Source organism: Paenibacillus sp. JNUCC32, assembly GCF_014863545.1.
GTDB lineage: Bacteria > Bacillota > Bacilli > Paenibacillales > Paenibacillaceae > Paenibacillus_AQ > Paenibacillus_AQ lautus_A.
The window spans coordinates 6,433,234-6,447,112 of sequence record NZ_CP062260.1; the positions used below are offsets into that span (position 1 = coordinate 6,433,234).

Sequence of the window (13,879 nt, forward strand, 5' to 3'; positions counted from 1 at the left end):
GCGCGTCCGTGTGTATTTCATAGGGTTCAGAGGGAGGTACGAAAGATGGGCATTTTTGATATATTCAAGAAAAAACCGGAGCCGGAGCCAAGGCCACTGTTCTATGATATTGTCTGCCCTTACTGTTTCAGTAAGTTTGCTCCGAAGGAGGTTGTCTTCCGGGCTGCCCACGACCGCGAGGATGACGAGGATTATGCGCTTGGGGAAGATGAGGAGCTGAATCGGTACCGTGAACGCTTCGGGCTGGATTCGGTGTATGATATCGAAGCGATCATCCGTCCGAGCGACATCCCGGAGGAGCAGCACATTTATTCGGAGCACGTCCTGGTTGGATTGAATGACCGTTACGGCATCGTCACGCGCAGACGGCTGTGCCCGAAATGCCACAATGAGCTGCCGGTTACCGCCGGGAAGGTGCCAAGCAACATTATCTCGATTATCGGTGCTTCGCAAGTGGGCAAATCGGTTTATATGACTTCGCTGATTCATACGCTTCAGCATACGACGGCAGATCATTTCGATGCGGCCTGCATGCCGCTGAATGCCGAGATCAGCCGCAAGTTCCGCACCGGCTATGAGGAGCCGTTGTTTGAACGCGGGGATTTGCTGGCGTCTACGCAGAAGGAGAAAATGCAGGAGCCTTTTATTTTCCAATTCGTGTTCAAGGATGAGTCGAAGCCGCCTTTAACGCTCGTATTTTTTGACGTGGCTGGCGAGGGCATGGTGGATGAGGATTATTTGGGGCTGCACGGACAGCATATCAAGAATTCCGCGGGCATTCTGTTTATGGTGGATCCGCTCCAAATCCGCTCCATTCGTGAAAAAATCCGTTTGAAATTCGGCGATCAGCCCGGGGAGTGGGTATCCCAGTATGATGAGCCGCGGGATGTCGTGCTGACCATGTTCGGCGATTTCATCGCGTATGAGGACAAAGGCAAGACGGATATTCCAACCGCCGTCGTCTTGACCAAGAGCGACATGCTTCACGCGCTTAAGGATGAGGATGGCGAATATGTGAAGCTGAACAGCAATATTTTTAACAATGTGGTGCACCGCAAGTTTTTGAATTTGACCGAGTTTGAAAATATTGACGGCGAAATCCGCCGTTTTATCGAAAAGGTCGACCGTCCGTTCAAAGGGACGATGGATGTGTACTTTTCGAATACCGCCTATTTTGCCGTGTCGGCACTGGGCAGCAACCCTGTCGATCAGAAGCTGCAGAGCGTGGTCAGCCCGATTCGGGTGGATGAACCGTTCATCTGGCTTCTGTACAAGCTGAAGTACATTCAGGGGAGGGAAGACTAGTGCCGGAATTCCCAACCCGAAACATACAGCAGCAGATGTACACCCGTGAGCGGCGAGGCATATTCCGCTCGGCCGAAGGTTTTGACACGGTGGCCCGTTCGTCCGGATTGGAGGCTTCCTTTATTAAAAAGGTGCTGCATCCCTTCTGCCAATACGAAGCACCTGCCGAGCTGACGGCGCGCAGTGAACGGGACGCTGCGTCTTATCCGGCTGCCCTTCATCTGTTCCATACCGAATCAGGGGAAACGGTGCTGGGCCGAAGCGTGTTTCAGCCTGCGGATTTCACGGGGCTGCGCAGCGCCTTTTTTACGCATCATTACGTCGTTCCGGAAGGATTCCATCGAGATGATCATAACGCTTACCGGACATGGCTTCAGGCCGCTTTTGCCGATCATTACGATATCGAAGAGGGCGTCGATCTGCCGCAGCTTCCTGCGATTCCGGTACAGGCCGATTCCCGGGCCGCTGTCTCGTCCGAGAGGACGCCGGCCTTGCTGGAGGAGCTCGGGATCAACGAGAAAGTATTCAAGCAGCTGATCTATGCCTGCATATCCGCGGCTGCCGGGAAGAAAAAGGTATACATCGTTCTGGATGTCCCGGTGGAACAGTTGTCCGCGAAGGCGGAGCAGCTGCTCTTTGTGCTGTTTGGCCGATTGCCCTATGCGCTGCGCCGGGTGCTTGGATTCGTAACTTATGCCAAGGAGCCGCAGAGCAAGAAGGGGCTTCATCTCATGTTCGTGGAGAAGGGCAGCCTGCGCCTGAATGACCGGAGCATCGAGAAGGATTATTTGTTTGAGCTCGCAGCAGGCCGGGTCATCAATGCCGATCTGAAATGGTCCGAGCAGCCTTATCTTGATTTTGCTTGGGATACGCTGCTGGACCCGGATCGGTCCGAACGTTTTTTTGCCTTCGCCGAGCTAATGCTTGCGGACATGGAGCCGATACATCAGATCTCGCTGGACAGCTATGATGATTTATGCATGCTGTTCCAGATCGAAGAAGGCCATGAAGGCCTGTACCATGAGCATAAGCATGCCGTGCTGCGTGCTTCACTGCTCTACCTGCAGCCGGCAGGCGCCCTGGATGCGAAGCAACGTCTGGATCAGCTGTTTCTTGCCCTGTTTGCCAAGGAGTTCGAGCTCGTCAAAGGCGGGCATGTTCCGGATGCCGCGATCGCGGGATTCCTGAAGGATTATCATGGCATCAATCCCCGGCAGTATAACGATTGGATCGTGGAATATTTTATCCGCTCCTTAAATAATGCCTTATCGAAGCAGCGTCAGGATACGACCATGGCGATTTACGAGCTGCTGGAGAGCAACCCGTCTTTAAGCCGAGCCTTTTATGCGAGGGTGCTGACCAGTCCGGGGCTGCCGGCGCTGATGTTCGATCCCTACATGAAAACGCGCATGAAGCAAGCGGCAACGCCTGCAGACCTCGTGGATTTGATCGGCTTGTGGGTTCGGAATCACCCTCTCCTGCTGGAGCAGGAGAATTATGTCCGGCTTGCGGAAGCCCAGCTTATCGATAAGCTTCAGCAGGATTCGGATCCGGTGAGAACGGTCAATGCCGTACTGGATCAATTGGATGCGCTGGAACGCGATCCGCAAAAGGGAATCGGCCGTTATCAAGGCGGACGTGCCTTTGCGGACCGGATGATCTATGCAGCCAATCTCTTTCTCTTGCGTGAGCTGGAGCCTGAGCAATTAAGCCAGAAGCAGCTGATGGATATCGGGTTCCTGCAAATGCCGAAGGAGTTCAAAGGCTGGGTAGAGCGGTTCGATTCCCGGATTCGGTCCAAAGCCGCGGTCATGCTGGCCCTTCACCAGTGGTCCGGCCATGAAGAGGTTAGAGCGGAAGTGCTGGCGGAACTCTCGGCAGAGGAACGGGAGCGCACCCAGCATATCATGCGGAAGTGGCTGCAGCATCATGTGGAACCGTCCAATTTCGAGAGCATAACCTTGGCTTTCTGCACGGATATCAATTCCAGTGCGGTAGACTATCGGAGCTTGCTGGATTACTTGCACAGATACGGCAAGAGCCCGGACGTGGTATACCAATATATTCAGTGGTCTGCCGAGCAGCCGGTATTCGTTAGACCTCGCGGACTTGTTCCCGCTTATGCCGCCGCCATCATCGATTATTTCAAAATCCACGACCGCGAAGCCTTTAAAAATAAGGATTACGTAAAAACTTATTTCAGTTCGCCTGCACCCATCCTCAAACCGGTGTATGCGCAGGTTAAGGCCGAGTTGGCTTCGCCGTTGGTGCGATGGTTTCGCCGGCATTCGCGGTTCGTAAAAATCACTTCTTCCTTGCTTGTGGTAATCGTTGTTGCTGGCGCTGCCTTCATGATGATCCAAAACGGCAAAGGTCCCGCGGACGGCGATGCCGATCCGAATCCGGCCGTTACGCCGCCGGTTACGGTACCGCCGGCTTCTTCCGAGACCGTAGACGAGCAGCCTTTATTAACGGCGACGGTGGTGGAGGAAGGCGAGCAGGCGGGAAGCACCGAGCTGAATTTCCATTTTAAACAACCGGCGGCTTGCCGGGATTTCAGTGTGGACAAACTACAGATTATAGGCAAGGATGGAAGCACGCTGCTTGAAGCGGCCGGTCCTGAATTATCGCGGGTGTGCGCGGATGAAACCACAGGGGAAGCCGATGCTGCTGATCCGTCAGGATCCGAGACGGATTCATCCGGGAACCAAGCGGATCCGAATAGCGGGACAACAGAAGGGGAAAACAAGTCTGATCCTGTTGAAGGTGAGGATGTGGAGACCTCGGATGACCTTGGCACCGTTCAGGCAAACCCGGCTGATACGAGTCAGGTCACCGTGAAGCTGGATCAGGCGCTTGACGTATCCCTAGTCGAGAAGGTCGTAGTGGATGGTGTCTCCTATGAGCTGTCCGACGAAAGCGCGCTTTCGGAAGAGCAAGAGCAGACTCCCGAGAATGAGACGGATGAAGGGGTTTGAATTATAGAACGAGCAGACGAATGATTGTCTGCTCGTTTTTTTTCGCGCCACTATGTATGCACGACCACTTATTCATGCTGGCGACAGATTTGTTCTTCTCTTTCGAGGTTTTGTACGGTTGCATAGGTGGTGCCCCATTCACACATGGTATGTAGTACAGGCACGAAGGATTGGCCCAGCTCAGTTAAACTGTATTCTACCTTAGGCGGTACTTCTTTAAATACTTCTCTTCGGACAAGCTCATCTTTTTCCAGCTGCTTTAATTGCTCGGTTAAGACTTTCTGCGTAATGGTCGGCATGAGCAGGTAGAACTCCTTAGTTCTCCTTGGCTTTTGACTCAGAAAGAAGAGAATTAAGCATTTCCACTTTCCTCCTACCGTGTTCATAAAAATATTGATTCCCGTGTTGAGGCTGTTCATTATGTAATCCTCCTGAATAGGCACATAAAGGTGGCTAACCCACTTTATTGTGCGTTATTTTCTGCCACTGTACGGTCCATTATAATCGGAATGTGAAGCAAATAAAACATTTGGAGTGAGCACAATGAGTGTGAGAGAGATATTAGAGCAAAGACGTTCTGTCAGGCATTATGACCCCCATTATAAAATGGAATCGGAAACGTTGGCGGCTTTGATTGAAGGAGCCAGTAAATCGCCCAACGGAAACAATATTCAAGCCACACGGTACCTGGTTATCGACGAACCGAATTTAAAAAACGTGTTACTCCCCATTGCCTTTCATCAGCAACAGGTAATAGAAGCGTCGGCTCTAATCGTTGTATTGGGCGATTATCAAGCATTTGAAAAAGAGAATATTATACATATCCATGAAGAAGGATTTCAAAAGGGTTATTTTGACGCATCATTAAGAGATTATTTAGCCAGCGCGGCTATTCAATATTATCTAAATAAATCCAAAGAAGATTTAAAGCTCGAATTAGTAAGAGACGCAAGCCTGGCGTCTATGTCGTTAGTCTTACTGGCGAACGAGGCGGGTCTCCATACGATTACCATGTCCGGGTATGATTCCGAACAATTAAAGTCGGCCTTACAGATTTCTGACAGGTATGAAGATGTGATGCTTATAGCCATTGGGAAAGGAATTAAACAAGGTCATAAAACCGTTAGACACGATGTGGGCAAAATCATGTATACAAACAAAATATAATTCATGGCATGAAATATTGGCTCGCTTGTTGTTTGTTCATGCAGCGGGTGGAAAAAAATAGGATAAACATCCGTCTAATAGTTACGCCGTCTCCGACGCATTTCTATTAGGAGGGAATAGAAGGATGAGAAAAGGCCTGGTTGCTGCAGCACTTTTAGCGGTATGGATCGTGTCAGGTTGTTTCGAGAAGGTACAGGCAGTTCCGATCATAGATGAGGCTATGGATGTGATCAGCCAACATGGTGGAGGAGCGGGAGGAGTATAAGCAACTGCCTGCTGTGCAAGGATATTACGAATGAGGACCCGGCGATGTTACCTCGGCTGCTAGTTCAACCATCATAAGCAGCCGATCACAATGATCGGCTGCCTTTTTCTTTAAGATTGAGTTTTTCGGTTTGCATAAACTTGCGTTTGAGTCTGATGTTATTTTGAAGAAAGAATGGTGAATCGACTACGGAACATGGTTATCTCCAGAATGTAATCTTGTCAGGCTCTAATCGAACGGACTCATGCCCATCTTCTTTGGCTTTTCCTAATGAAATGACCATGACTGGAGCATAGCGTTCTTCATCTACATCGAATGCTTTTGCTAACTGATCAGCTTCAAAGCCTGCCATTGGATTCGTGTCATACCCATGCGCACGAGCTACTAACATGAACTGCATGGCAAAGAGGCTGCTATCGATTTTTGCAATTTCAACTTTCATTTCTCTTGATAGAGTCGGAAACAGGGATAGAATGGTTTCGAGTTGACGATCTCGTACTTCTGCCGGCATTTTTCCTTGTTCCACAGCTGTATTGTAAATTTCTTCAGCATATAAATAGCTTTGGGTATCGCCAAAAATCAATAACATGGCTGATGAAGTATCATTCTGTAACGTATTGAACCTCACAAGAGGTCTTAGCTTTTCTTTTCCTTCCGGAGTGTCGACCACAATTACACGCCAAGGCTGCATATTTGCAGAGGATGGAGCCAAACTGGCTTCCGAAATCATGTCGCTCATCTCTTCTTTCGATATTTTAAAGTTCTCATCATAATTGCGGACAGAACGTCGGCCCATAACGATATTGGCGAAATCGTTGTTTTGAATATGGTTAAACATAGAACCTCTCCTTTTTGATAACATCGATTTTTTTGACATTGTGGATGTCGTTCGTTATCATATTTCGTATTATGAACTATGAACCTAGGTTTATAGCAAGAAATAAAAGAGGTCCTATTATGAAAATAAACGAGGTTTCAAATTTAACGGGTCTGCCCATATCAACGTTGAGATTCTATGAACGTAAGAACCTGATTCCGGACACATTTGTTAAACGAGATGCAAATAATTATCGAATTTATTCCGAAGAGATTGTGGAGTTTCTAGATGATGTGAAGGTACTTTTATCGGTAGATTTTTCTATAGAAGAATTAAGTTTGTTAGTCAATCAACAACTTAACTTGTCATACGAGGCAAAGACGAAAATGGTAGAACAAAAAATCAAAGAAATTGAAGAGATCCAGAAGCGATTGAAAAAGTCGAAGACATTCTTGAATGCCGTCTTGGAAGGAAAGGCGAATTTTCAAACCAAGTGTTAAAGTAAAAGTATGTGAACGATACGATAAGGGCTGCGTCATCTTTGGGGATGCTTGCAGCCCTTTCATGTACACGCGGAATCACTCATGGATGTGTCCAATCATGAACTAACAGTCTTCGTAACACCATACATTGATCTGGTTGCCATATGGATCGTAGGTGTGGAACATGACAAGAAACTTCGGATTTCCGGCAAAATCGGTAACCTTCCATCCTTGTTCCCGCAAACGTTTATGAGTCTCAAAAAAGTCCGCCTTCTTCCGTATTACCCAATAAGGCCTTGCAGCTACAGTAAGTGCGTCCTTGGTTCGGTCTGTCCGAGCGGTTTCCAGATAGAGCGGTGCGCCCTCGGCGGTGATAATTACGGTCGCGGAGGTTCCATCCTCACTGACCCGTTCGACTCTGCCGCCCAGATTAGCCTCGTACCACGCAATGGCTTCATCCAGCCGGTCAACGCCAAAGCGGGGGATCGCTTGGAACGGAAAGCGTGCGTCCGGTGCTTTAGCAACCAACGCCTCCGTACCTGGCTCCGGTTCGATTGCCGTTAAGCGGTTGCCAGCCGGATCGAAGAAATCGAAGGTACGGTCAAAGGGGCCTTGGGTCACATCGGTCACTTGAATATCCTGTTCGCGAAAATAGGCGTGTGCAGCTTCAAGATTCGTTGCGGTGAAGCAGAAGCGAACATTTCCGTTTTGTCCCCAATCGACTGCAAAATGCGGGTGGTCATGCTCCACCGACTTGATATGTATGCATCCCAGTGCCGGGAAAGTAAGGGTGGCCATTTTTTCGACCGGGTAATCCTCTTCGTATGTCACTTTCAGATCCAAATGCGTGCTATACCATTCGATGAGTTCCTTGAACCGATCCCATGGGGCAATGATAAAACCTCCATCGAAATCATCCAGCCGTAATCCAACCATTCGCTTGATCCTCCTATAAGAAAGTTTTGGAAAATGGAACAATCCCAGTATAAACCTTCAAGTAACTTGAAGGTCAAGAGAAGCGAGTTTGCATGACAGGAATCATGATTTCGAATATAGGAGAATCGGGATAATGCCGCTCCAGCCGCTTGCCCGCAGGTTCGAAACCGAACTTCTGAAGGAAGCGGATCGTTCGCATGCATGCGAAGGTGTCCTCCCATGAGCTGTCCACCGATACGAACAAGGTAGGGGGGATGGACTCCAAATAGGCTTCGGAGGGTGTCTTCGGAGGCGTTGGCTTCCGAGAGGATTCCGTACAAATTTGATATCCGACTTCAATTAGCACCGCGTGCGGGAGGGAGTCCATCACCTTGATCAAGCTGGAGCCTTGCGTGCGAATGTTGAGGTCATGGAGTCTGGCTGCCGCTTGTTTCATTTCCCGCGAATAAGAGTTTACTGGTTTGTCTACCAAAAACGGCTGCCATATCACGGTTAGGGGTTGTTCCCAATTGATGAGATGCAGACTGCCGCGACCCGGTTCCATCCCGTTTAAATATTGACTCGCAATTTGGACCGAGAGTAGACGTGCCTCAGCTTCCCGCCGCCAGCGCGCAAGCAGCTCGGAACGCGTACTTTCCTCGGCTTCAAGGAAACACCGGATATCCCCAAGGCTGATGCCTGATTGACGGAGGCTGTTTACAAGCTTGGCTTCGTGAATTTGGTGAAATCCATAATACCGGTAACCGTTCTCCAGCCGTTCAGCCGGAACCAGAATCCCCTTGGATTCATAGAAACGAAGCGCACTGGGGACCATGCCGGTGCGTTCTGCGAATTGAGCGATGCTCATCATGGGCGTTCACCTGTTATTTTTTGTGAATAAAATTGCCTCCATATCATACCATAAAGATTGCTAGAATCGTGGCGTGGATCCTGAAGAATACGTAGGATATAAGATAGGGAGGTGCGAAACAATGTCATATCAAAAAGCCTTTGAGGCCTACATAGCGGCGACGAATACGCATGATTTTGATCAGGTAGCCCGGCTGCTCGATGAGGGAGCGGTGTATTGGTTCTCGGACCGGAGCTGCTGTTGCCTGGAGGAAATCAGGGCCTATTTCGAGCACGCTTGGGACGTCATCCGGGATGAGGTCTACCGGGCGGAGGACGTGGTGTGGATTGCGACTGATGTACATTCGGCTGTCTGCATTTATACTTATCACTACGAGGGGTATTTTCAGGGGGAATACACGACCGGGAGCGGGAGAGCAACGAACGTATTCGTTCGAGATGCCGACGGAGTATGGAAATTAAAGCATGAGCATCTAAGTTCAATTAGATGAATCGGCCGTCACCTGTTACATAGGAAACAGAAGAAGAGCCTTTCGAGGGCTCTTTTTTTTGGATTGAATTTATTAACAGAATATAAAATTACAAGAATTTATCCCATCTATATGGAAATGTATCCCTTCTCAATCGATGGCGCAGGTTCCATGATACAACTATATGAATATGGATTGAACAACATGGATTTCATTGAAAGGGGGCCGTAGTAGAGCGATCCAGCAAGCAAGTGGTGTAGGTATGGAGCGAAAAGGGGGAGGGGATGAATCTTACATAGTTAAGTTTATCTGGATTGGTAACCGCTTTCAAAAACGAGTGGATTTCGAGCGATATGCGAAGCTGGGCAAGTCATCAAGGATACCACCCGGGTGACACCAAGAGGAACAGACATTCATGGAAATGCTGTATCATTTGCAATCGAAATTTAATCGACAGAGGTGAAAACGGTGATACCCTTTATCACGAAAAGACGCCCGAAATGGGTACTGTGTTTTTTGGCCCTTATTCTCATGTTTACCCCACTGCTTCATGCGCCTGCATCCTTTGCAGCAGAAGGCGCATCTCCTTCAGAAATTACCGCAACGAGCTCCGGCATCGATCCGGTGACGGTAACAGGCTCGACCTATGGCTCCCAGGATCCGCTAGCACCGCAGAATCTGCGAATTGTGCAAGACTCCATCACGGCCACCGAAGCAACGATACTATGGGATTACGACAAAAATAATCCGCAGCATACGTTTGATATTGATGTCTGGAACGCCGTGGATGATGCATGGTATACATGGGGGAACGGCGGAAGCCGGACCCTGGATGATTTGAAACCCAACACAACCTATAAATTATACATTACATGGTATGAGAGACCGTCTCAAGGTCCGGACCAACGGCATAAGAGTAATGTAATCGAGTTTACTACGCTGGATGGCGAGGTTAAGCCTCCAAAAACGTCCGCTCCCCAGAATCTGCGATTAGTGGAGGTAACGCATAACCAGGCTACCTTTGAATGGGATTTCCTCAAGGGAGACAAGAACGATATCGATGTCTGGAATGCAGATACGGATGCTTATATCACGTGGGGAAATTTAACCACGCATGCCGTTACAGGGCTTAAGCCCGAGACAACCTACCGCATATATATTACCTGGTATGACCACAGGCCCTCAAAGGATATGAAGAGCAATATTCTTGAATTCACGACCACCGCGGATCAAACCGTATATGAACAAGCTCCGATTTCACCTCCGAGTTACCTGAAAGTAACGGACGTTTCCGAGAAATCGGTGACCTTAAATTGGGGGGCAAGCTCAGAAGCTACCGGATACGAGCTGTATGTGGACGGCAATAAAGTCGATACCTTGGAAACGGTGACGTCGGTCACGTACTCCCTGGACCCAACAGCCAATCGCGATTATATCTTTGAAGTTACTGCTCAAAAAGCATTGCAGGGACAGAACCCGGAAACTTCGGTGAAGAGTAACGCTGTACATTTAAAATGGGGAGAGCTCGCTGCACCACAGGGGCTGGAGGCTGTTACAGCTACAAGGTCTACCGTCTCCTTGGGATGGGCTCCGGTTCCGGGAGCAACGGGCTATCATATTTATCAGGACGGAAATAAGGTGGCGACAAGCAGCGAGAACCGGTTTGTGGCTGCCGGATTGCAGGAAGGTAAGACGTATTCGTTCCAGATCATCGCTGTTAACCCTTTATGGACATCGCCGATCAGTCAAGCGATTACGGTTGTACCAGGCAGCAATTATAATAATATTACCTACTACACCTCTTGGTCAGCACTACCGGCCGAATGGAATTTCTATCCGTCCGATCTTGACGTTTCTCAAATCACGCATATCAATTACGCGTTTGCTGATTTGTGTTGGAAGAAGTTCGGAAGCACGGTAAGAGCATGTGAAGACCCAAAGGTTCCGCTGCAAAATCGATACGTGTATGATGGCGAGATGATACTTGGCGATCCCGAAAAGGATTTCGAAAATTTCCAAGCTTTCGAATCCGTGAAAGCCGCTAATCCGCATTTGAAGCTTATGATATCGGTTGGCGGCTGGTCCTGGTCCAATCATTTCTCCAACATGGCCAAGACCGAAGAAACACGCCGGGCCTTTGCGAATTCCGCGGTGGATTTCCTCCGAGAATACAAATTCGATGGTTTGGATATCGATTGGGAGTATCCTGTTGAAGGCGGGGAAGACGACAACTCCCGGGGACCGGAGGATACGGAAAACTTCACATTGTTAATGAAGACCGTTCGCGAGGCGCTGGATGCTGCCGGATCAGAAGACGGGAAGTACTATCTGCTGACGATTGCTTCCGGGCAGGGCGATAATTTCGTTAAAAATGCCGATCTTGCGAATTCCGTGACGTATCTCGATTTCATCAATATCATGACTTACGATTACAGCGGCAGCTGGGAGACGCTGGGTCACCATAATGCACCGCTGTTCTTTGACCAAAAGCATCCAAGAGCCGCCTCCTCCGCTCCGAGAAATCATGTGCTCGGCGGTTTGCTGGGCCATCTGAACGGCGGGGTGCCAACGCATAAGCTGATCGCCGGGGTGCCATATTACGGTAAAGGCTGGGATGATTGCCCGCCTACCGGCCAATATCAGACTTGCAAAGGCGGATCCGCATTAAAGACATGGGAAGCGGGCGTTTTCGATTTCAGCGATCTCGAGAACAACTACATCGACAAGAACGGTTATAAGAGATATTGGAACGAATCCGCCAAAGTTCCATACCTGTACAATGAGCAAAATAAAGTGTTCATCACATACAACGATAAGGACACCATGAAATATACGGCTTCCATCGTGAAATCGCTGGATATCGCAGGCGTCATGAGCTGGGATATCAGCGGCGACCGCAATAAGACGCTGACGACCCAACTCGTTCACGATCTGCCGATCAACGGCAAAGTCAATGCATCGGCACTCCCGGCTCCAGGGAATCTGGCCAAGGTAAGCGCCGATTCCGGCTCCATCCAGCTGAAATGGGATGCCGTGACGGGAGCAACGGGATATGAAGTGTACGTGAATCATGCGTTGTCCGGCTCGGTGGCAACGAACGGTTATACCGTGAAGGGCCTCAGCCCCCTAACGAATTACAAGATCCATGTGCTTGCCGTGGATCGAACGGGAGATGAGATCAACCGCGTCTCCAGCGCTTCAAATCAGCTGAGCATCACGACTTCGGGCAACGGCTCCGGTGGCTCTGAAGGCGGAGGAGGCTCCGGCGGATCCGGTTCTACAACGCCATGGACGCCACAGCCGCCTAAAGGCAAGGATCAACTCGAAGCAAACGTTGTGCTTGAAGGAGATAAGGCTCTAGTTACCGTGCCTGCGGCTGCGGCAGTTAACAGCATTAACCAATCGGAATCCTCCAACTTCCAGCTCCATGCGGGTGCCGGCGCGAAGCAGGCGGTGCTGGAAATTCCGCAAGAAGTGATTGCGGCCATTGCGAAAAAAGGGGCCAAAGCCAGTCTGTCCGTTTTCCTAAACGGTACGGAATACCGGATTCCGGCTTCGCTCATCTCGGTTTCCGGGCCGGTGAGAGTCTCGATTGTGGCTCCAGACAATAAGGACGCAGCAAGCCTGGCCGCCTTGCTTCAAGGGAAAGAAACACTGGCGAGTCCGCTGCAGTTCAAGCTTGAGCAAGTACACGCGGATAAAACGGCAACCGAGCTGACACGCTTCGGGAAATCCCATGTCAGCGAGTTTGTTACCTTGGATGCGAAAAAGATAAATATAAAACGTGCGACCGGAGTGGTCTATATACCGGGTACAAACGAGCTTCGATCCGTTCCGACATGGTTTAAAGTGAATACGGACGGCACGGTGACCGTTGAAATCAAGAAAACCGGCAGCGGCGTTTATGCGCTGGTACAGCAGGATATCCGATTTAGTGACGCGATTCCTTCATGGGCACGGGAAGACGTGGCGCAAGCTGCCGCCAAAATGATCGTATCCGGAGAAAATAACGGTTCGTTCGGTGCAAATAAAAACATTACCCGTGCCGAGATCATCTCCATCCTGGTGAAAGCGCTGGGTCTATTGCCTGACGACAAGGATTCCAGCTTCAAGGATGTGGATCCGAAATCCCGATATGCCAGAGAAATCGCGGCTGCCAAAGCTGCAGGACTGGTGAAGGGACGCACAGGCGATATCTTTGATCCCAACAGCTTGATTACGCGCGAGGAATTGGCGGTTATTCTAAGCAATGTGCTGGAGTATGCCGGTAAGAAGAATGAAGCTGACCAAGGCCTGTTAAACAAATTCAAGGATCACTCCAGGGTTTCGTCCTATGCGAAGTCTTCCGTCGCCATTGTCGTAGAACGGAAGATAATGCTGGGGGTGTCTGCTACCAAGCTGGATCCGCAATCTCACGTAACCAAAGCTCAAACGGTCGTAACGGTTATGAGATTACTGCGTGCAGCGGAGTTATCGAACTAATATGACGGTATAAGGGAGCGGAGGCCATTTTGACGGATGTGTTTTTCACGGAATTGGACGAATAATGGCTTGAACATAGCAAGCGAAAAGAAATGCCATGCCGCTGCCCATGCTAAGATGGATCTATC

11 protein-coding genes are annotated in these 13,879 nt (G+C 49.6%); 7 read left to right on the forward strand and 4 right to left on the reverse strand.

Annotated features, from left to right (window positions below; translation table 11 throughout):
* The first annotated feature begins 45 nt into the window (after window positions 1-45).
* Together JNUCC32_RS28460 and JNUCC32_RS28465 are read left to right on the forward strand one after the other, a co-directional pair.
* Window positions 46-1,305, forward strand: a complete 1,260-nt coding sequence (locus tag JNUCC32_RS28460; protein ID WP_009589557.1) for a hypothetical protein — start codon at window positions 46-48, stop codon at window positions 1,303-1,305.
* Entirely contained in the window at window positions 1,305-4,283 is a 2,979-nt protein-coding gene (locus tag JNUCC32_RS28465; protein ID WP_192570493.1) for a GAP1-N2 domain-containing protein, read from the forward strand. Before JNUCC32_RS28460 ends, JNUCC32_RS28465 begins: the two co-directional genes overlap by 1 nt.
* A 68-nt stretch (window positions 4,284-4,351) precedes the next feature.
* Here the strand turns inward: JNUCC32_RS28465 and JNUCC32_RS28470 are convergent, their stop codons facing one another.
* Entirely contained in the window at window positions 4,352-4,702 is a 351-nt protein-coding gene (locus tag JNUCC32_RS28470; protein WP_192570494.1) for a winged helix-turn-helix transcriptional regulator, read from the reverse strand.
* Between the two features lie 124 nt (window positions 4,703-4,826).
* On the opposite strand from JNUCC32_RS28470, the gene JNUCC32_RS28475 reads away from it, so the two are divergent.
* Both JNUCC32_RS28475 and JNUCC32_RS28480 read left to right on the forward strand, forming a co-directional pair.
* On the forward strand, window positions 4,827-5,450 hold the full coding sequence (locus tag JNUCC32_RS28475) for a nitroreductase family protein (protein ID WP_096776862.1): 624 nt from the start codon (window positions 4,827-4,829) through the stop codon (window positions 5,448-5,450).
* 124 nt (window positions 5,451-5,574) lie between these two features.
* Complete coding sequence (locus tag JNUCC32_RS28480) at window positions 5,575-5,715, forward strand: hypothetical protein (protein WP_192570495.1); 141 nt, start codon at window positions 5,575-5,577, stop codon at window positions 5,713-5,715.
* A 199-nt stretch (window positions 5,716-5,914) separates the two neighbouring features.
* On the opposite strand, the gene JNUCC32_RS28485 is transcribed toward JNUCC32_RS28480, so the two are convergent.
* A complete protein-coding gene (locus JNUCC32_RS28485; protein WP_119846277.1) occupies window positions 5,915-6,553 on the reverse strand; it encodes a nitroreductase family protein in 639 nt (212 codons plus the stop codon).
* A gap of 119 nt (window positions 6,554-6,672) precedes the next feature.
* Here JNUCC32_RS28485 and JNUCC32_RS28490 point away from each other — a divergent pair, with 119 nt between their 5' ends.
* Window positions 6,673-7,032, forward strand: coding sequence for a MerR family transcriptional regulator (locus tag JNUCC32_RS28490; RefSeq protein ID WP_192570496.1), 360 nt, complete (start codon window positions 6,673-6,675; stop codon window positions 7,030-7,032).
* 105 nt (window positions 7,033-7,137) lie between these two features.
* On the opposite strand, the gene JNUCC32_RS28495 is transcribed toward JNUCC32_RS28490, so the two are convergent.
* Together JNUCC32_RS28495 and JNUCC32_RS28500 are read right to left on the reverse strand one after the other, a co-directional pair.
* A complete protein-coding gene (locus JNUCC32_RS28495) occupies window positions 7,138-7,950 on the reverse strand; it encodes a VOC family protein (protein WP_192570497.1) in 813 nt (270 codons plus the stop codon).
* Window positions 7,951-8,023: 73 nt separating this feature from the next.
* Window positions 8,024-8,800 carry a helix-turn-helix domain-containing protein gene (locus tag JNUCC32_RS28500; RefSeq protein WP_096776865.1) on the reverse strand — a complete coding sequence of 259 codons (777 nt, stop codon included), beginning with the start codon at window positions 8,798-8,800 and terminating at the stop codon, window positions 8,024-8,026.
* 121 nt (window positions 8,801-8,921) lie between these two features.
* On the opposite strand from JNUCC32_RS28500, the gene JNUCC32_RS28505 reads away from it, so the two are divergent.
* Together JNUCC32_RS28505 and JNUCC32_RS28510 are read left to right on the forward strand one after the other, a co-directional pair.
* Window positions 8,922-9,290, forward strand: a complete 369-nt coding sequence (locus tag JNUCC32_RS28505) for a YybH family protein (RefSeq protein ID WP_192570498.1) — start codon at window positions 8,922-8,924, stop codon at window positions 9,288-9,290.
* A gap of 447 nt (window positions 9,291-9,737) precedes the next feature.
* Complete coding sequence (locus JNUCC32_RS28510; RefSeq protein WP_192570499.1) at window positions 9,738-13,751, forward strand: glycosyl hydrolase family 18 protein; 4,014 nt, start codon at window positions 9,738-9,740, stop codon at window positions 13,749-13,751.
* The last annotated feature ends 128 nt before the right edge of the window (window positions 13,752-13,879 follow it).

Excerpts from the sequence above, each read along its gene's own strand:
- JNUCC32_RS28470 (WP_192570494.1), bottom strand. The coding sequence starts at position 4,702 with ATGAACAGCCTCAACACGGGAATCAATATTTTTATGAACACGGTAGGA.
- JNUCC32_RS28500 (WP_096776865.1), bottom strand. The coding sequence starts at position 8,800 with ATGATGAGCATCGCTCAATTCGCAGAACGCACCGGCATGGTCCCCAGT.
- JNUCC32_RS28485 (WP_119846277.1), bottom strand. The coding sequence starts at position 6,553 with ATGTTTAACCATATTCAAAACAACGATTTCGCCAATATCGTTATGGGC.
- JNUCC32_RS28460 (WP_009589557.1), top strand. The coding sequence starts at position 46 with ATGGGCATTTTTGATATATTCAAGAAAAAACCGGAGCCGGAGCCAAGG.
- JNUCC32_RS28480 (WP_192570495.1), top strand. The coding sequence starts at position 5,575 with ATGAGAAAAGGCCTGGTTGCTGCAGCACTTTTAGCGGTATGGATCGTG.
- JNUCC32_RS28495 (WP_192570497.1), bottom strand. The coding sequence starts at position 7,950 with ATGGTTGGATTACGGCTGGATGATTTCGATGGAGGTTTTATCATTGCC.
- JNUCC32_RS28475 (WP_096776862.1), top strand. The coding sequence starts at position 4,827 with ATGAGTGTGAGAGAGATATTAGAGCAAAGACGTTCTGTCAGGCATTAT.
- JNUCC32_RS28490 (WP_192570496.1), top strand. The coding sequence starts at position 6,673 with ATGAAAATAAACGAGGTTTCAAATTTAACGGGTCTGCCCATATCAACG.
- JNUCC32_RS28505 (WP_192570498.1), top strand. The coding sequence starts at position 8,922 with ATGTCATATCAAAAAGCCTTTGAGGCCTACATAGCGGCGACGAATACG.